The sequence below is a fragment of the Streptomyces platensis genome (assembly GCF_008704855.1).
Classification (GTDB): domain Bacteria; phylum Actinomycetota; class Actinomycetes; order Streptomycetales; family Streptomycetaceae; genus Streptomyces; species Streptomyces platensis.
Genome location: NZ_CP023691.1, coordinates 1,705,786 through 1,723,506, shown reverse-complemented (window position 1 = coordinate 1,723,506; position 17,721 = coordinate 1,705,786). Strand labels below are relative to the sequence as shown.

The 17,721-nt window shown below is 70.5% G+C and carries 16 protein-coding genes; 14 read left to right on the top strand and 2 right to left on the bottom strand.

The features are described 5' to 3' along the window. Positions 1-8 precede the first annotated feature (8 nt). On the bottom strand, positions 9-1,688 hold the full coding sequence (locus tag CP981_RS07305; protein ID WP_085925985.1) for a hypothetical protein: 1,680 nt from the start codon (positions 1,686-1,688) through the stop codon (positions 9-11). Positions 1,689-1,874: 186 nt separating this feature from the next. After that, complete coding sequence (locus tag CP981_RS07300; RefSeq protein ID WP_085925986.1) at positions 1,875-4,073, bottom strand: elongation factor G-like protein EF-G2; 2,199 nt, start codon at positions 4,071-4,073, stop codon at positions 1,875-1,877. Positions 4,074-4,346: 273 nt separating this feature from the next. Here CP981_RS07300 and pgsA point away from each other — a divergent pair, with 273 nt between their 5' ends. The 14 genes from pgsA (at position 4,347) to CP981_RS07230 (ending at position 17,596) form a co-directional block, all read left to right on the top strand. Next, positions 4,347-5,003, top strand: a complete 657-nt coding sequence (gene pgsA / locus CP981_RS07295; RefSeq protein WP_085925987.1) for a phosphatidylinositol phosphate synthase — start codon at positions 4,347-4,349, stop codon at positions 5,001-5,003. Then, on the top strand, positions 5,000-5,983 hold the full coding sequence (locus tag CP981_RS07290; RefSeq protein ID WP_085925988.1) for a phosphatidylinositol mannoside acyltransferase: 984 nt from the start codon (positions 5,000-5,002) through the stop codon (positions 5,981-5,983). Before pgsA ends, CP981_RS07290 begins: the two co-directional genes overlap by 4 nt. Further along, entirely contained in the window at positions 5,980-7,140 is a 1,161-nt protein-coding gene (locus CP981_RS07285) for a glycosyltransferase family 4 protein (protein WP_085925989.1), read from the top strand. Before CP981_RS07290 ends, CP981_RS07285 begins: the two co-directional genes overlap by 4 nt. 583 nt (positions 7,141-7,723) lie before the next feature. Then, entirely contained in the window at positions 7,724-8,269 is a 546-nt protein-coding gene (locus CP981_RS07280; protein ID WP_085924559.1) for a LemA family protein, read from the top strand. Between the two features lie 144 nt (positions 8,270-8,413). After that, positions 8,414-9,325 (top strand): pyridoxal 5'-phosphate synthase lyase subunit PdxS, encoded by a 912-nt coding sequence (pdxS, locus tag CP981_RS07275; RefSeq protein WP_085924558.1) that lies wholly within the window; start codon positions 8,414-8,416, stop codon positions 9,323-9,325. A gap of 8 nt (positions 9,326-9,333) precedes the next feature. Then, positions 9,334-9,927, top strand: a complete 594-nt coding sequence (gene pdxT / locus CP981_RS07270) for a pyridoxal 5'-phosphate synthase glutaminase subunit PdxT (protein ID WP_085924557.1) — start codon at positions 9,334-9,336, stop codon at positions 9,925-9,927. 132 nt (positions 9,928-10,059) lie between these two features. Beyond that, positions 10,060-10,812: a YebC/PmpR family DNA-binding transcriptional regulator gene (locus CP981_RS07265; protein ID WP_085924556.1), complete on the top strand. Its 753-nt coding sequence runs from the start codon at positions 10,060-10,062 to the stop codon at positions 10,810-10,812. A gap of 150 nt (positions 10,813-10,962) precedes the next feature. After that, positions 10,963-11,535, top strand: a complete 573-nt coding sequence (gene ruvC, locus CP981_RS07260) for a crossover junction endodeoxyribonuclease RuvC (RefSeq protein ID WP_085924555.1) — start codon at positions 10,963-10,965, stop codon at positions 11,533-11,535. Further along, complete coding sequence (gene ruvA, locus CP981_RS07255) at positions 11,532-12,152, top strand: Holliday junction branch migration protein RuvA (protein ID WP_085924554.1); 621 nt, start codon at positions 11,532-11,534, stop codon at positions 12,150-12,152. The genes ruvC and ruvA overlap by 4 nt, the downstream gene beginning before the upstream one ends. Before the next feature lie 82 nt (positions 12,153-12,234). Next, complete coding sequence (gene ruvB, locus CP981_RS07250) at positions 12,235-13,326, top strand: Holliday junction branch migration DNA helicase RuvB (protein WP_085924553.1); 1,092 nt, start codon at positions 12,235-12,237, stop codon at positions 13,324-13,326. Between the two features lie 161 nt (positions 13,327-13,487). After that, complete coding sequence (gene yajC / locus CP981_RS07245; RefSeq protein WP_085924552.1) at positions 13,488-14,006, top strand: preprotein translocase subunit YajC; 519 nt, start codon at positions 13,488-13,490, stop codon at positions 14,004-14,006. Positions 14,007-14,158: 152 nt separating this feature from the next. Next, on the top strand, positions 14,159-15,943 hold the full coding sequence (gene secD, locus CP981_RS07240) for a protein translocase subunit SecD (RefSeq protein WP_085924551.1): 1,785 nt from the start codon (positions 14,159-14,161) through the stop codon (positions 15,941-15,943). Position 15,944: 1 nt separating this feature from the next. Next, positions 15,945-17,051, top strand: coding sequence for a protein translocase subunit SecF (gene secF / locus CP981_RS07235; protein WP_085924550.1), 1,107 nt, complete (start codon positions 15,945-15,947; stop codon positions 17,049-17,051). After that, on the top strand, positions 17,048-17,596 hold the full coding sequence (locus CP981_RS07230) for an adenine phosphoribosyltransferase (RefSeq protein WP_085924549.1): 549 nt from the start codon (positions 17,048-17,050) through the stop codon (positions 17,594-17,596). Before secF ends, CP981_RS07230 begins: the two co-directional genes overlap by 4 nt. The last annotated feature ends 125 nt before the right edge of the window (positions 17,597-17,721 follow it).

Below are 17,721 nucleotides of genomic sequence, written 5' to 3'. Positions count from 1 at the left end.
GGGGCCGTCTAGGCGTTGTACTCGTCCGCCTTCTGCGGCTCCACACCCTGGATCATGCCGCTGAGCACCAGGGAGCGGTTGGTGAAGCGCTCGGTGTCCACGCCGTTCTCCTTGAGGACGCTCATCGCGGCGGAGTGGACCGTGCGCAGCACCGGGGTCGCGGCGCGCAGCGCGTCATCGGCCATGAAGCGGTGCCGCCAGGGCTTGTCGGCCCAGACGTGCCGCAGGCCGAACGGCTCGGGCAGGGTCAGCTTGCCGCCGAGGAAGTCCAGGACCGGCGGGAACCAGGTCAGCGGGGCGCGGGCGGCGAGCCGGACCACTTCCTGCGGCTCGATGAGCGGGAGCTGCTGGGTCCTGGTCTCCCAGAACTTGACGACCTTGGCGACGTCCTTGGTCTTGGGCTCCGGCTTCGTCGTGAAGAGACCGTTGACCGGGCCGAGGGCATGACCGGTCACCTCGATGCGCAGCGTCTCGTGGAGCACCGTGACAGTGATCATGAGGGTGATCACCAACTGGCCGTCCCACAGGACGAACTGGACCCCGAGGTAGTGGCGGTTGCCGCTGCCGAACTGCTGCTCGTTGCAGATCCGCTCTATCTCGTGCCCGCGGATCTGGTATGCCTCCACATGGCTGCCCTCGGGGCGGGAGACCGCGGCGGCCTTCTCGCCGACCGGCGAGACGATCCAGTGGCGTACGGACGGCGTGGGGAAGCCGCCGGTGTGCAGCGGGCTGCGCTCCAGCAGCCGCAGCTTGTCGTGGATCGCCCGGATCACGTCCCAGCTGCGGAACGGGTGGATCTCGCTGCCTTCCTGCGCCGGGATGAGCTCCTCGGCGAGCTGCCAGCTGCCCCAGCGGGTGCCCATGCCGAGTATCCCTTTGGGACCGGCGTAGAAGACGACATTGCTGCTCTGCTCGGCGGAGATTTTGGCGAGATTCTGGCGGAGGGTCTCGGCGGCGATCTGGTTCGGGTCCTGGGGGACCGCCTCGGGGATCTTCGCGGCCACACCGCCGCCTTCCAGCAGCCCCTTCCAGGACTCCCGCATGGCCACCGCGGTCTTCTCGCAGATCTGCTTGGCCAGCCACCAGCCGATCACCGGGGCGACGACCATGCCGCGGGCGTACAGCGGCCAGAAGCCGTTGAACGGCAGCTTGATCATGAAGAACACGCCGAGGACGCCCAGCACCGTCAGCAGCAACCCGCCGATCAGGGACAGGCCCTTGCCCGCACCGTCCTTGGAGAGCATCTTCCGCAGCTGGAAGACGCCCAGCCACAGCAGCACACCGGGCAGGAACAGCACCCCGAACAGCACCATCAGCACCGTCAGCTTGGCGTCCCGCTGCTTGCGGATGCGGGTGGCGGACAGACAGTGCTCGACGATGGTCTGCGGCTCGGTCCCGAAGGACTGGATGAGCGCGGCCCGCCCGCCGCCCAGCATCCGCACCTGCACCGCGCGCGCGAACGCCTCGCCGAGATTGGGCGCGAACAGCGACATCTTGGGCTTCTTGATGGCGGACTTGCCGGATTCCGAGTCGGCCTTGGAGATATCGGCGAGCGGACTGTCCCGATAGGCGGCCGAGGCCAGCGCCTGGGTCGCCGCCGTCTGCCCGGCGCTCCCCGAAAGCGGGACCTGCGCCCCGGGACTGAAGTCAAAGCCGTCTGCCACTACCGCCCCCCACACCGCACGCATCCAATGATGCGGCTCTTCCCGACTTCCGCTGACGGCACACCTGCTGAGAGCCTGTCTTCGAGCCCGTGACCTCGCCACCCGCCGTCGAACTCCCGGTTCCACGGCAGGCACTCAGCGTACAGCCGCCGTCCCGCCCACAGGAGTTGAGCAGGACAGCGGCCGCCCGAACGGTTGATCGGCCGTCAACTATGCGCCGTTCTCCGCCTCTTCCCGCCACTTGTCGGCGAGCTGCGGCGGCATCGGCTCATGCCGCAGGTGGACGCGGGAGAACCGCCCGGTGCCGTGCGAGAGGGAGCGCAGATCGATCGCGTACCGGTCGATCTCGATCTCGGGCACCTCGGCGCGCACCACGGTGCGTCCCGCCCCTGACTGTTCGGTGCCCACGACCCGGCCGCGGCGTCCTGACAGATCGCTCATCACCTGGCCGACGAAATCGTCCGGAACCATCACGCTCACCTCGGACACCGGTTCGAGCAGATCGATCCGGACCTCACCGGCGGCCTCCCGCAGCGCCAGCGCGCCCGCCGTCTGGAACGCGGCGTCCGAGGAGTCGACGGAGTGCGCCTTGCCGTCGAACAGCGTGACGCGGATGTCGACGAGCGGATGTCCGGCGGCGACCCCGCGTGCGGCCTGGGTGCGTACGCCCTTCTCCACGGACGGGATGAACTGCCGGGGCACCGCGCCGCCCACGACCTTGTCCACGAACTCGATACCGGAGCCGCCGGGCAGCGGTTCCACCTCGATCTCGCAGATCGCGAACTGGCCGTGTCCGCCGGACTGCTTCACATGGCGCCCCCGGCCCGCGGCGGGGGCGCCGAAGGTCTCCCGCAGCGACACCTTGTGCGCGACCGTGTCCACCTGGACGCCGTAGCGGGTCCGCAGCCGCTCCAGGGCGACATCGACATGCGCCTCGCCCAGGCACCACAGCACCACCTGATGGGTGTCCTGGTTGTGCTCCAGACGCATCGTCGGGTCCTCGGCGACCAGCCGGGCCAGGCCCTGGGAGAGCTTGTCCTCGTCGGCCTTGCTGTGGGCCTGGATGGCGACCGGCAGCAGCGGGTCCGGCATCGTCCAGGGCTCCATCAGCAGCGGCTCGTCCTTGCCGGAGAGGGTGTCGCCGGTCTCGGCCCGGGACAGCTTCGCCACACAGGCCAGATCGCCGGCGATCGCCTTGGACAGCGGGCGCTGCTGCTTGCCGAACGGGGTGGACAGTGCGCCGACCCGCTCGTCGACGTCATGGTCCTCGTGCCCGCGGTCCTGTAGGCCGTGGCCCGAGACATGCACCGTCTCGTCCGGGCGCAGGGTCCCCGAGAAGAGGCGGACGAGCGAGATCCGGCCGACGTACGGGTCGGAGGAGGTCTTGACCACCTCGGCCGCGAGCGGACCCTCGGGATCACAGCTCAGCGCCGGGCGGGGGGTGCCGTCCGGGGTGGTCACGGCCGGCGCCTCGCGCTCCACGGGCGTCGGGAAGCCACCGGTGATCAGCTCCAGCAGCTCCACGGTGCCCAGCCCCTGCTTGGCGCCCTCGGCTGCCGGGGCCGCGGCCAGTACGGGATGGAAGGTGCCCCGGGCGACCGCCGTCTCCAGGTCCCCGATGAGGGTCTTGACGTCGATCTCCTCGCCGCCGAGGTAGCGGTCCATCAGGGACTCGTCCTCGCTCTCGGCGATGATGCCCTCGATGAGGCGGTTACGGGCCGACTCGATCAGCGGCAGCTCGTCCGCCGTCGGTGCGCGTTCGGTGCGCTCGCCGGAGGAGTAGTCGAAGACCCGCTGCGAGAGCAGGCCGATCAGGCCGTGCACGGGGGCGTGGCCGTCGGCGCCCGGTGTCCCGTACAGGGGGAGGTAGAGGGGGAGGACGGCGTCCGGGTCCTCGCCGCCGAGAGTCGAGCGGCAGCGCTCGGTCATCTCGTCGAAGTCGGCGCGGGACGCCTCCAGGTGCGTGATGACCAGCGCGCGCGGCATTCCGACGGCCGCGCACTCGTCCCAGACCATCCGGGTCGCGCCGGCCACGCCGTCGGCCGCCGAGACAACGAAAAGGGCCGCGTCCGCGGCGCGCAGACCGGCCCTGAGTTCCCCGACGAAATCGGCGTATCCGGGGGTGTCCAAGATATTGATCTTGACTTCTCCCCAGTCCACCGGGACCAGGGAGAGCTGTACGGAGCGTTGCTGCCGGTGTTCGATGTCGTCGAAGTCGGAGAGGCAGCCGCCGTCCTCGACCCGGCCCGCCCGGTTGACCGCGCCGGATGCCAGCGCGAGGGCCTCGACCAGTGTGGTTTTTCCCGAGCCGCTGTGGCCGACCAGCACCACATTGCGCAGGGCCGTGGGCTGGTCGGCCGTTGATGCCCTGCCGGCGGCTCCCGGGTGTGTACTCGATTTCTCGCTCATGTGTCTCGCCTCCAGGTCGACACTTTGCGGTGATTCGAGCTTTCCACCGAGCCCATGCCGCGTCCATACGTGGCACACGGGCCCGGTGCCCCCAAGGGGTCCGGGCGCCCTGGTGGGGCCTGCGGGCGCGGCCGGCGGCGCGCGCCGGCGGCCCCGAGCCGCGGGACGCACCCCGCGCCGCGATGCGTTCGTGGTGCCCCCTGACCTCCTGGCTACGATGGGCCCGCCGGTGGCCGTCAGACCGCACGGCCCATATCGACTCCCGGGAAGGCCATGCTGAACAAGTACGCGCGTGCGTTCTTCACGCGTGTTCTCACGCCGTTCGCCGCCCTGCTCATCCGGATCGGCGTCAGCCCGGACGCGGTCACTCTGGTCGGCACCGGGGGCGTGGTGGCCGGCGCCCTGATCTTCTACCCACTGGGCGAGTTCTTCTGGGGAACGGTCGTCATCACGCTGTTTGTCTTCTCCGACCTCGTCGACGGCAACATGGCGCGGCAGCTGGGCCGCTCCAGCCGTTGGGGGGCCTTCCTCGACTCCACCCTCGACCGGGTCGCCGACTCGGCGATCTTCGGCGGACTTGCCCTGTGGTACGCGGGCCGGGGCGACAGCCTGATGCTCTGCGGGATGGCGATCTTCTGCCTCGCCAGCGGCCAGGTGGTCTCGTACACCAAGGCCCGCGGGGAGGCCATCGGACTGCCGGTGGACGTCAACGGCCTGGTGGAACGCGCCGAGCGGCTGGTCATCACGCTGGTCGCCTGCGGCCTGTCGGGCCTGCACGCCTTTGGGGTGCCCGGCGTCGAGATCCTGCTGCCGATCGCCCTGTGGATCGTCGGCATCGGCAGCGCCGTCACCCTGGGCCAGCGCGTGGTGACGGTACGACGGGAGTCGGCCGAGGCCGACGCCATGGCACAAGGGGGGAACAGCGCATGAGCCCGCGCAGGAACGGCCGGCCGTTGATCGATACGGAGAAGCTGGCGGAGGCGCTCTACGCGCTGGGCTGGAGCACCGTCAAGAAGCTGCCCGAGGGCGCTGCCGTACGGCTCGGCCGCCGGATCGCCGACATCGCCTGGAAGCGCCGCGGCAAGGGCGTCCTCCGTCTGGAGTCGAACCTCGCCCGGGTCGTCCCGGACGCCACACCGCAGCGGCTCGCCGAGCTCTCCCGGGCCGGGATGCGCTCGTACATGCGCTACTGGATGGAGTCCTTCCGGCTGCCGGCCTGGAGCAAGGACCGGATAAGGGCGGGTTTCACCCCCGAGGACGTGCACTACCTGGAGGACGGGCTCAAGTCCGACCGCGGCGTCATCCTGGCCCTGCCCCACATGGGCAACTACGACCTCGCGGGCGCCTGGGTCACCACCAAGCTCGGAGTCCCCTTCACCACCGTCGCCCAGCGCCTCAAGCCGGAAACCCTCTACGACCGCTTCGTCGCCTACCGCGAGGGCCTGGGCATGGAGGTCCTGCCGCACACCGGCGGCACCGCCTTCGGCACGCTCGCCCGGCGGCTGCGGGCCGGCGGGCTGGTCTGCCTGGTCGCGGACCGTGATCTGTCCGCCTCCGGCATAGAGGTCAAGTTCTTCGGCGAGGCCACGAAGATGCCGGCCGGCCCCGCCGTACTCGCCGTCCAGACCGGCGCCATGCTGCTGCCCGTCACCCTCTGGTACGACGACACCCCCGTCATGCGCGGCCGGGTCCACCCGGAGATCGAGGTCCCCGAGACCGGCACCCGCGCCGAGAAGGCCGCCCAGATGACCCAGGCGCTCGCCGACGCCTTCGCCTCCGGCATCGCCGACCACCCCGAGGACTGGCACATGCTCCAGCGGCTCTGGCTCGCCGACCTGGAAGCGCGCGAGGAGCCAGGCGCCCCGGGCGGCACCGAGGCCTCCGGAACCTCCGGAACGGAGTCCGTGTGAAGATCGGCATCGTCTGCCCGTACGCCTGGGACGTCCCCGGCGGCGTGCAGTTCCACATCCGCGACCTGGCCGATCACCTGATCCGCCTCGGCCATGAGGTCTCCGTCCTCGCCCCCGCGGACGACGAGACCCCCCTGCCGCCGTACGTCGTCTCCGCCGGCCGGGCCGTCCCCGTCCCGTACAACGGCTCGGTCGCCCGCCTCAACTTCGGCTTCCTCTCCGCCGCCCGGGTCCGCCGCTGGCTCCAGCACGGCGCCTTCGACGTCATCCACATCCACGAGCCGGCCTCGCCCTCGCTGGGCCTGCTCTCCTGCTGGGCGGCCCAGGGCCCGATCGTGGCGACCTTCCACACCTCCAACCCGCGCTCGCGGGCGATGATCGCCGCGTATCCGATCCTCCAGCCCGCACTGGAGAAGATCAGCGCACGGATCGCGGTGAGCGAATACGCCCGCCGCACCCTCGTCGAACACCTCGGCGGCGATGCGGTGGTCATCCCCAACGGCGTGGACGTCGACTTCTTCGCCACCGCCGAGCCCAAGGCGGAGTGGCAGGGCAGGACGATCGGCTTCATCGGCCGGATCGACGAACCGCGCAAGGGCCTGCCGGTCCTGATGAAGGCGCTCCCCACGATCCTCTCCGAAGTACCGGACGCCCGGCTGCTGGTAGCCGGCCGCGGCGACGAGGCGGAGGCCGTCGCGGACCTGCCCGCCGATCTGCGCTCCCGGGTCGAATTCCTCGGCATGGTCAGCGACGAGGACAAGGCCCGCCTGCTGCGCAGCGTCGACCTCTACGTCGCGCCCAACACGGGCGGCGAGTCCTTCGGCATCATCCTGGTGGAGGCCATGTCGGCCGGTGCGCCCGTACTGGCCAGCGACCTCGACGCCTTCGCCCAGGTCCTCGACCAGGGCGAGGCCGGCGAACTCTTCACCAACGAGGACGCCGATGCGCTTGCCGCTGCGGCGGTACAACTCCTCGGTGACCCGGCGCGCCTGACCGAACTCCGCGACCGCGGCGCCCGCCACGTACGCCGCTTCGACTGGGCCACCGTCGGCGCCGACATCCTCGCCGTCTACGAAACGGTCACCACCGGGGCGATGTCGGTAGCCACCGACGAGAGAATCGGCCCAAGGGGCCGTCGTCGCCTGGCCAAGGATTAACCCGTCCGCTGCGGTTGGCTTTTCTTCCCACGTTTTTGGCTTTCCCGCCGTGGTTGTTGCTCGCCGTTTGTGGCCCGCTTCGCGGTGCCCCCGCCGTTGCGCCTGCGGCGGGCGGGGTCCGCTGCGCGGGGCTGTGGGTGCGGTGACGGACCTCCGGGGCCTGGTGTGTGGACTGCTTCGCTTTACGTCCACACACCAGGCCCCTCCGGCCCGTCCCCTCCCGTTGGGAGAGTGAGTGCAGGTAGGTGGGGGCTGGCCATTCGTAGCCAGTTCACTGCGACCGATAAGGCGCACCGGACCACCCACGTGCACCCCCATCAACGTTCTTCCCATCCCTCAACGGGAGGGGACGGGTCTGCGCGGGTGGGGGTTTCCGGACGTAAAGCGAAGCAGTCCGGAAACCCCCACCCGCGCAGACCCGTCACCGCACCCCGACAGCCCCGCGCAGCGGACCCGCCCGCCGCAGGCGCAACGGCGGGGGCACCGCGCAAGCGGGCCACCAACGGCGAGCAACCCCCACGGCGGGAAAGCCAAAAACGTGGGAAGAAAAGCCAACCGCAGCGGACGGGTAACGTGACCGCCCGTGACCACGTTCATCTGGATCGCCGTCGCGATCGTCCTCATCGGCATCTACCTCAGCTGGACGGCCGGCCGCCTCGACCGCCTGCACGCCCGTATCGACGCGGCCAGGGCGGCGCTCGACGCCCAGCTGCTGCGACGGGCGTCCGTCGCGCAGGAGGTGGGTACGTCGGGGGTCCTGGATCCGGCCGCTTCGATCGTCCTCTACCAGGCCGCGCACGAGGCGCGGCAGGCTGAGGAGGATCACCGGGAGGTCGCGGAGAGTGAGCTGAGCCAGGCGCTGCGGGCGATCTTCGCGGAGGAGGCGCAGCTGGAGGCAGTGCGGGAGGCGCCGGGTGGCGAGCAGACGGTTGCCGAGCTGACCGCCGCGGTGCGCCGTGTCCCGATGGCGCGTCGCTTTCACAACGACGCCGTACGGGCCGCCCGTGCCGTTCGCCGCCACCGGGTGGTGCGGTATTTTCGGCTGGCCGGTCATGCGCCGTTCCCGCTGGCCTTCGAGATGGATGATGAGCCGCCGGCCGTTCTGGACGACCGCTCGTCCGGGAACTGAGCCGGGAAGCAGGCCGGGGGCGCGGAGCCGGCGGCTCCCAGCGGTGACGAGCCACTGACCTCTAATTGGCCCTTTTCCCGGGCCGCTCACAAACGGTTGTGTGGGCGCAGCAGTACAGCCACCCGCATTGAGTGAGGTCAAACCGTGTCCAGCACGCCCACCACGCCCCAGAACCCCGAGACCGGAACCGCGCGCGTCAAGCGCGGGATGGCCGAGCAGCTCAAGGGCGGCGTGATCATGGACGTCGTCACGCCGGAAGAGGCGAAGATCGCCGAGGACGCGGGCGCCGTCGCCGTCATGGCCCTGGAGCGGGTCCCCGCCGACATCCGCAAGGACGGTGGCGTGGCCCGGATGTCGGACCCCGACATGATCGACGGCATCATCAGCGCCGTCTCCATCCCGGTCATGGCCAAGTCCCGGATCGGCCACTTCGTCGAGGCGCAGGTCCTCCAGTCGCTCGGCGTCGACTACATCGACGAGTCCGAGGTCCTCACCCCGGCCGACGAGGTCAACCACTCCGACAAGTGGGCCTTCACCACCCCCTTCGTGTGTGGTGCCACCAACCTGGGCGAGGCGCTGCGCCGGATCACCGAGGGCGCCGCCATGATCCGCTCGAAGGGCGAGGCCGGCACCGGCAACGTCGTCGAGGCGGTGCGCCACATGCGTCAGATCAAGGGCGAGATCGCCCGGCTGCGCGGCTACGACAACAACGAGCTGTTCGCCGCCGCCAAGGAGCTGCGCGCCCCGTACGAGCTGGTCAAGGAGGTTGCCGAGCTCGGCAAGCTGCCGGTCGTGCTGTTCTCCGCCGGTGGTGTCGCCACCCCGGCCGACGCCGCGCTGATGCGTCAGCTCGGTGCCGAGGGCGTGTTCGTCGGCTCCGGCATCTTCAAGTCCGGTGACCCCGCCAAGCGCGCCGCCGCGATCGTGAAGGCCACCACCTTCTACGACGACCCGAAGGTGATCGCGGACGTGTCCCGCAACCTGGGCGAGGCCATGGTCGGCATCAACTGCGACACCCTCCCCGAGGCCGAGCGCTACGCCAACCGCGGCTGGTAGGGCACCGGATGAGCACCCCCACCATCGGTGTGCTGGCTCTCCAGGGCGACGTCCGCGAGCACCTCGTCGCGCTCGCCGAGGCGGACGCCCTGGCCCGGCCGGTGCGCCGTCCCGAGGAACTGGACGAGATCGACGGCTTGGTCATCCCGGGCGGCGAGTCCACCACGATGTCCAAGCTGGCCGTCGTCTTCGGCATGCTGGAGCCGCTGCGCGCGTTCGTCCGCGCGGGCAAGCCGGTCTACGGCACCTGCGCCGGCATGATCATGGTCGCCGACAAGCTGCTGGACGCCCGCGACGACCAGGAGACGTTCGGCGGCGTCGACATGATCGTGCGCCGTAACGCCTTCGGGCGGCAGAACGAGTCGTTCGAGGCGGCCATCGACGTCGCCGGGATCCCCGGCGGACCGGTCGAGGGCGTCTTCATCCGGGCGCCCTGGGTCGAGTCGGTCGGTGGCGCGGTCGAGGTCCTGGCCACGTACGACGGGCACACCGTGGCCGTGCGGCAGGGTAACGTCCTCGCCACGTCTTTCCACCCGGAGCTCACCGGCGACCACCGGGTCCACGCCCTGTTCGTGGACATGGTGCGGCGGGCCCGGGACTGATCCCGGGGGCGGGTCACGGCGCTTGATCACGGTCGTGGCCGGGTGACGGGCGGGAGTGACACCGTGTGACCCGGCCCCGGTAGGATCTGAGGCGTTCGTTTCAGACGTTGGTTACGCGAAGGAGACAGGCGGATGTCCGGCCACTCTAAATGGGCTACGACGAAGCACAAGAAGGCCGTGATCGATGCCAAGCGCGGCAAGCTCTTCGCGAAGCTGATCAAGAACATCGAGGTCGCGGCCCGCACCGGCGGCGCCGACGTGGACGGCAACCCGACCCTCTTCGACGCCATCCAGAAGGCCAAGAAGAGCTCGGTGCCCAACAAGAACATCGACTCCGCGGTCAAGCGCGGTGCGGGTCTTGAGGCCGGCGGCGCCGACTACGAGACCATCATGTACGAGGGTTACGGCCCCAACGGTGTCGCGGTGCTCATCGAGTGCCTCACCGACAACCGCAACCGTGCCGCCTCGGACGTCCGTGTCGCCATGACCCGCAACGGCGGTTCGATGGCCGACCCGGGTTCGGTGTCGTACCTGTTCAACCGCAAGGGCGTGGTGATCGTCCCCAAGGGTGAACTGTCCGAGGACGACGTCCTGGGCGCGGTCCTGGACGCGGGCGCCGAAGAGGTCAACGACCTCGGCGAGTCCTTCGAGGTGCTCAGCGAGGCCACCGACCTGGTCGCGGTCCGCACGGCCCTCCAGGAGTCCGGCATCGACTACGACTCGGCCGACGCCAACTTCGTCCCGACCATGCAGGTCGAGCTGGAGGAAGAGGGCGCGCGCAAGATCTTCAAGCTGATCGACGCGCTGGAGGACAGCGACGACGTGCAGAACGTCTTCGCCAACTTCGACGTCTCGGACGATGTCATGGCCAAGGTCGACGCCTGACCGGCGCGGCACACTCGGTCGTCTGACGGGCCGGCGGGGACACACCCCGTCGGCCCGTCGGTTTGTCAGTGGCAGCCACTACTGTGCTGATCAGGGGGCATGCGCTTCCGAGGCAGGCACAGTTGACCGATAGGCGAGGGGCGGGGACCGATGAAGGTGCTGGGGGTGGACCCGGGGCTGACGCGCTGCGGGGTCGGGGTGGTCGACGGTGTCGCCGGCCGGCCGCTGACGATGGTCGGCGTCGGCGTCGTCCGCACCCCCGCGGACGCCGAGATCGCCCAGCGCCTGGTCGAGATCGAGCGCGGGATAGACGCCTGGCTCGATGAGTACCGCCCCGAATTCGTCGCCGTGGAGCGGGTCTTCAGCCAGCACAACGTCCGTACGGTCATGGGCACCGCCCAGGCCAGCGCGGTCGCCATGCTGTGCGCGGCCCGCCGCGGGCTGCCGGTCGCGCTGCACACCCCCAGCGAGGTCAAGGCCGCCGTCACGGGCTCAGGCCGGGCCGACAAGGCCCAGGTCGGCGCGATGGTGACCCGTCTGCTGCGGCTCGACGCGCCACCGAAGCCGGCCGACGCCGCCGATGCCCTCGCCCTCGCCATCTGTCACATCTGGCGCGCCCCCGCGGTCAACCGCCTCCAGCAGGCGCATGCCGCGGCCCGCCGCGCCGCTCCCGTCCGCGCTCCCGGCGTCCGCCGGGCGACACCCCAGAAGGGCACCCGATGATCGCCTTCGTCTCCGGCCCGGTCGCGGCCCTCGCACCGGACTCCGCCGTCGTCGAGGTCGGCGGTATCGGCATGGCTGTCCAGTGCACTCCGGACACCCTCTCCGGCCTGCGCATCGGACAGCAGGCCAAGCTCGCCACCTCCCTCGTCGTCCGCGAGGACTCGCTCACCTTGTACGGCTTCGCCGACGATGACGAGCGGCAGACCTTCGAGCTGCTCCAGACCGCCAGTGGCGTCGGCCCCCGGCTCGCCCAGGCGATGCTCGCGGTGCATTCGCCGGACGCGCTGCGGCTGGCCGTCGCCACCGGTGACGAGAAGGCGCTCACCGCCGTGCCCGGTATCGGCAAGAAGGGCGCGCAGAAGCTGCTCCTGGAGTTCAAGGACCGGCTGGGGGAGCCGGTGGGCACCGGCCGCGCGGGCGTCGGCGGCGCCGTCACACCCGGCTGGCGCGATCAGCTGCACGCCGCCCTGATCGGCCTCGGCTACGCCACCCGCGAGGCGGACGAAGCGGTCGCCGCGGTCGCCCCGCAGGCCGAGGCGGCCGTCGCCGACGGCGGCGCGCCCCAGGTGCCGCAGCTGCTCAAGGCCGCCCTCCAGACCCTGAACCGCGCCCGGTGACCGCCGCCCTCCGGGCCCCGCGCCCCCGACCGTTCGACCACGCAGGCGGCCCGGCCGCCCCGACCCCGCGAGGCACACCGCAGTGAACTGGGACGACACCGCACCGCCCACCACCGAGGACCCCGCCACGGGCGCGCCCGACCGGCTGGTCGGGGCCGACGCGGACGGTGAGGACACCGCCGTCGAGGCCGCGCTGCGGCCCAAGGACCTGGAGGAATTCGTCGGCCAGGAGCGGGTGCGCGAACAGCTCGACCTGGTCCTGCGCGCCGCCCGGGCCCGCGGTGCCACCGCCGACCACGTCCTGCTGTCCGGAGCGCCGGGCCTCGGCAAGACGACCCTCTCGATGATCATCGCCGCCGAGATGGGCGCCCCGATCCGCATCACCTCCGGCCCCGCCATCCAGCACGCCGGTGATCTCGCCGCGATCCTCTCCTCCCTCCAGGAGGGCGAGGTCCTCTTCCTCGACGAGATCCACCGGATGTCCCGGCCCGCCGAGGAAATGCTCTACATGGCGATGGAGGACTTCCGCGTCGACGTGATCGTCGGCAAGGGCCCGGGCGCCACCGCCATCCCGCTCGAACTCCCCCCGTTCACCCTGGTCGGGGCCACGACCAGGGCCGGTCTGCTGCCGCCCCCGCTGCGCGACCGCTTCGGCTTCACCGCCCATATGGAGTTCTACGCCCCCGCCGAGCTGGAGCGGGTCATCCACCGCTCGGCCGGGCTGCTGGACGTCGAGATAGAGCCCGAGGGCGCCGCGGAGATCGCCGGCCGCTCGCGGGGCACGCCCCGTATCGCCAACCGTCTGCTGCGCCGGGTCCGCGACTACGCGCAGGTGAAGGCCGACGGCCTGATCACCCGCGAGATCGCCTCCCAGGCCCTCGGGGTCTACGAGGTCGACGCCCGCGGCCTGGACCGCCTCGACCGCGCGGTGCTCACGGCCCTGCTCAAGCTGTTCGGCGGCGGACCGGTGGGCCTGTCGACCCTCGCGGTGGCGGTGGGGGAGGAGCGGGAGACGGTCGAGGAGGTCGCCGAGCCGTTCCTCGTACGGGAAGGTCTGCTGGCCAGGACCCCCAGGGGCCGGATCGCGACCCCGGCGGCCTGGGACCATCTGGGGCTCGTCCCGCCACAGCAGCAGGCGGGCGCCGGCGGGCAGCAGGGCTTGTTCGGGGCGTGACGGCGCGGGGACTCGCCCGGTCAGGAACTGCGGTGGGATGCTGTGCGTTGTTCCACTGGTGGGGACTCGCCTAGACTCCGCCGATGCCGTTCGTATGGGCGGCATACCCACCCCCGTATATGAGACCGCGCGTCAGCGGTCGTGCGAAGGATTTCCGTCCCGTGAGTATCGTGACTCTCCTCCCCTTCATCGTCCTCATCGGGGCCATGTTCCTGATGACGCGGTCCGCCAAGAAGAAGCAGCAGGCGGCCGCGCAGATGCGCAATGAAATGCAGGTCGGCACCGGCATCCGGACCATCGGCGGCATGTACGCCACGGTCAAGGAAGTCCACGAGGACACCGTCCTCCTGGAGGTCGCCCCCGGCGTGCACGCCATTTACGCCAAGAACGCCATCGGCGCCGTGCTCGCGGACGAGGAGTACAACCGCATCCTGGACGGTGCCGACCCGATCCACGCCGGCGAGCCGATTGTTCCGGACGACGCCTCCTCGCTGACCGGCGACACCGCCGAGGCCGAGAAGGCCGACAAGATCGACCTGGGCAAGACCGCCCCGGCCGACGCCGAGCCCGCCGCCGACGAGGCCAAGGACGCCAAGCCCGCCGACGAGGTCAAGGACACCGTCAAGGCGGACGCCGACGCCGCGAAGGACGACAAGAAGTCCGGCGACGACGCGAAGTAGTCCACCCCCACGGAACCGCGGAGCACGCGTGGTGTGTCGTGCACCGCGGTTCCGGAACGGTCTAGGCTCCGGCGGGGGCAGGTCCCCACAAGACTTCGTGGCCCCTCGGCCGGCATCCCGGGCCGAGGGGTTGGACAGGGAGATACGAGAAGGTGGCAGCACCGAAGAAGGGCCGCAGGGCGCCCGCGAGCCAGGGGCATCCGGGCCGCACCCTGCTCCTGGTCCTCATCGCCATGGCGGGGCTGATCGGAGGGATGTTCTACTCCGGCACGATGACGCCGCGGCTGGGCATCGACCTGGCGGGCGGCACCAGCTTCACGCTGGCGGCCCAGAACCAGCCGGGCAAGCCCAACGCGATCAACGAGACCAACATGAACACCGCCGCCGGCATCATGGAGCGGCGGGTCAACGGTCTCGGTGTGTCCGAGGCCGAGGTCCAGACACAGGGCACCGACCACATCATCGTGAACATCCCCAAGGGGACGGACGCGAAGCAGGCCCGCCAGCAGGTCGGCACCACCGCCAAGCTCGGGTTCCGGCCGGTGCTCACCACCACGGCGGGCACCAAGACCCCCGAGCCCAAGCCCAGCCCCTCCAAGGGCGGCGCGAACGGCAAGGCCAAGGGCGACAAGGCCGCGGGTGACCCGGCCAAGGACCAGCCGGGTACCCAGCAGAAGGCCTCGTCCTCGCAGTCGCCGGACGCCAAGCCGACGACGCAGGGCCGGGCGGTGACGGACGCGCTGAAGAAGGCACCGTCCGCCAAGCCCACCCCCTCCGCCCCGGCCAAGCCCTCCGCCCCCGCGGTTCCGCCGACGCCCGGCGCGGACATCCCGCCGGCCCTCCAGAAGCAGCTGAACGCTCTGGACTGCGCCAGCAAGCAGAGCCGCGCCACCGCCGGTGAGAAGGCCGCGAACTCCAAGCCGTCCGACCCGATCGTGGCGTGCAAGGAAGACGGCACGCAGAAGTACGCGCTCGGCCCGGTAGGCGTCGAGGGCACGGACGTCAGCGACGCCAAGGCCGTCTTCGACAGCCAGCAGGGCCAGGGCTGGATCGTCCAGATGGACTTCACCTCGAACGGCGGCAAGAAGTTCGCGGACGTCACCGGCAAGCTGGCCGCCAAGGCGCCGCCGCAGAACCAGTTCGGGATCGTGCTGGACGGCGCGGTGGTCTCCGCTCCGTCGGTCAGCAACGCGATCAACGGCGGCAACGCCACGATCTCCGGCGGCTTCAACCAGCAGTCCGCCGAGGACCTCGGCAACATGCTGTCCTACGGTTCCCTGCCGCTCTCCTTCAAGATCGACGACGAGACCACGGTCACCGCGGCGCTCGGTGGCGAGCAGCTGCACGCCGGTCTGATCGCCGGCGCCATCGGCCTCGCACTGGTCGTGATCTACCTCGTCGCCTACTACCGGGGGCTGGCGCTGGTCGCGCTGGCGAGTCTCTTCGTCTCGGCGATCCTGACGTACACGATCATGACGTTGCTCGGCCCGACCATCGGGTTCGCGCTGAACCTCCCGGCGGTCTGCGGCGCCATCGTGGCCATCGGTATCACCGCCGACTCGTTCATCGTCTACTTCGAACGGATCCGGGACGAGATCCGCGACGGCCGCACCCTGCGCCCGGCCGTCGAGCGCGGCTGGCCGCGGGCCCGCCGTACGATCCTGGTCTCCGACTTCGTGTCGTTCCTGGCCGCCGCGGTGCTGTTCATCGTCACCGTCGGCAAGGTGAAGGGCTTCGCGTTCACGCTCGGCCTGACCACCGTCCTCGACGTCGTCGTGGTCTTCTACTTCACCAAGCCGCTGATGACGATGCTGGCCCAGCGGAAGTTCTTCGCCGACGGTCACTCCTGGTCCGGCCTCGATCCCAAGCGCCTGGGCGCCAAGCCGCCGCTGCGCCGTCGTCGCGGCGCCGCCCCCACCCAGACGAAGGAGGCGTGAGATGTCCAAGCTCGGAAACATCGGCGCCCGGCTCTACCGCGGCGAGGTCGGCTACGACTTCATCGGCAAGCGGAAGATCTGGTACGGCATCTCGATCCTCATCACCATCACGGCCATCGTCGGCCTGGCGGTGCGCGGCCTGAACATGGGCATCGAGTTCTCCGGTGGCGCGGTCTTCACCGCGAAGTCGTCCATGGTCGCCTCGGAGGCCCAGCACAAGGCCGAGTCGGCGGTGGGCGGTCACCAGGCCGTGGTACAGAAGCTCGGCGGCAGCACGCTGCGCATCCAGATCAGCGGTCTGGACACCAAGCAGGCGCTGCCGGTCCAGGAAAAGCTCGCCAAGAACCTGAACATCCCGGTCAAGGACGTCAACACCCAGTTGGTCGGCCCGAGTTGGGGCGAGGAGATCAAGAACAAGGCCTGGCTGGGCCTGGGGATCTTCATGGTCCTCGTGGTGCTCTATCTGGCGATCGCCTTCGAGTGGCGGATGGCCCTCGCCGCCCTGATCGCGCTGATCCACGACCTCACGATCACGGTCGGCGTCTACGCCCTGGTCGGCTTCGAGGTCACGCCCGGCACGGTCATCGGTCTGCTGACCATCCTCGGTTACTCCCTGTACGACACGGTCGTCGTCTTCGACAGCCTCAAGGAAGCCTCCAAGGACCTCACCAAGCAGAACCGCTTCACGTACAGCGAGGTCGCCAACCGCTCGATCAACAGCACCCTGGTGCGGTCCATCAACACCACGGTCGTCGCGCTGCTCCCGGTCGCGGGTCTGCTGTTCGTCGGCGGCGGTGTGCTGGGCGCGGGCATGCTCAACGACATCTCGCTGGCCCTGTTCGTCGGTCTCGCCGCCGGTGCCTACTCGTCGATCTTCATCGCGACCCCGCTGGTCGCCGATCTGAAGGGCCGCGAGCCGCAGATGAAGGCGCTGGCCAAGCGGGTCAAGGCGAAGCGCGCCGCGGCCGCGGCCAAGGAGGCGAGCCAGGAGGACACCGAGGACCCCGCCCCGGCCGATGCCGAGGACGGTGCCGCGGTCGTCGGACCGCGCCACCAGCCCGACTCGCGTAACCGCGGACGCGGCCGCCCCTCGGGCAAGCGCCGATGAGCGCCCCGGCGGAACTTCGTGAGCTCCTGATCAGCCGGATCACGGACATCCCGGACTACCCGCAGCCCGGGGTGATGTTCAAGGACATCACCCCGCTGCTGGCCGATCCGGCCGCCTTCGGCGCGCTGACCGAGGCGTTCGCCGAGCTGTGCGGGCAGCACCGCGTGGACAAGATCGTGGGCCTGGAGGCGCGCGGGTTCATACTCGCCGCTCCGGTCGCGGTCCGGGCCGGTGTCGGCTTCGTCCCCGTCCGCAAGGCGGGCAAGCTCCCCGGCACGACCCTCGGGCAGTCCTACGAGCTGGAGTACGGCACGGCCGAGATCGAGATCCACAGCGATGCGCTGGCCCCGGGCGACCGGGTGCTGGTGATCGACGACGTCCTCGCCACCGGCGGGACCGCCGATGCCTCGCTCCAGCTCATCCGCCGTGCGGGTGCCGAGGTCGCGGGCCTGGCCGTGCTGCTGGAGCTCGGCTTCCTGGCCGGGCGGCAGCGGCTGGAGCCGGGACTCAAGGGCGCTCCGCTGGAGGCCCTGATCACGGTCTGAGCCGGCCGTACGCAGCAGCTCCGCAGCGGGGGCATCCGGAAGAAATCCGGGTGCCCCCGCTGCTGTGTCATGTACGGACCCATGGCCGCGGGGGAGTCGCGGCCGCGGGGTCGATACCATGGCAC

Excerpts from the sequence above, each read along its gene's own strand:
- CP981_RS07305 (WP_085925985.1), bottom strand. The coding sequence starts at position 1,688 with ATGCGTGCGGTGTGGGGGGCGGTAGTGGCAGACGGCTTTGACTTCAGT.
- CP981_RS07300 (WP_085925986.1), bottom strand. The coding sequence starts at position 4,073 with ATGAGCGAGAAATCGAGTACACACCCGGGAGCCGCCGGCAGGGCATCA.
- pgsA (WP_085925987.1), top strand. The coding sequence starts at position 4,347 with ATGCTGAACAAGTACGCGCGTGCGTTCTTCACGCGTGTTCTCACGCCG.
- CP981_RS07290 (WP_085925988.1), top strand. The coding sequence starts at position 5,000 with ATGAGCCCGCGCAGGAACGGCCGGCCGTTGATCGATACGGAGAAGCTG.
- pdxT (WP_085924557.1), top strand. The coding sequence starts at position 9,334 with ATGAGCACCCCCACCATCGGTGTGCTGGCTCTCCAGGGCGACGTCCGC.
- CP981_RS07265 (WP_085924556.1), top strand. The coding sequence starts at position 10,060 with ATGTCCGGCCACTCTAAATGGGCTACGACGAAGCACAAGAAGGCCGTG.
- ruvC (WP_085924555.1), top strand. The coding sequence starts at position 10,963 with ATGAAGGTGCTGGGGGTGGACCCGGGGCTGACGCGCTGCGGGGTCGGG.
- ruvA (WP_085924554.1), top strand. The coding sequence starts at position 11,532 with ATGATCGCCTTCGTCTCCGGCCCGGTCGCGGCCCTCGCACCGGACTCC.
- secF (WP_085924550.1), top strand. The coding sequence starts at position 15,945 with ATGTCCAAGCTCGGAAACATCGGCGCCCGGCTCTACCGCGGCGAGGTC.
- CP981_RS07230 (WP_085924549.1), top strand. The coding sequence starts at position 17,048 with ATGAGCGCCCCGGCGGAACTTCGTGAGCTCCTGATCAGCCGGATCACG.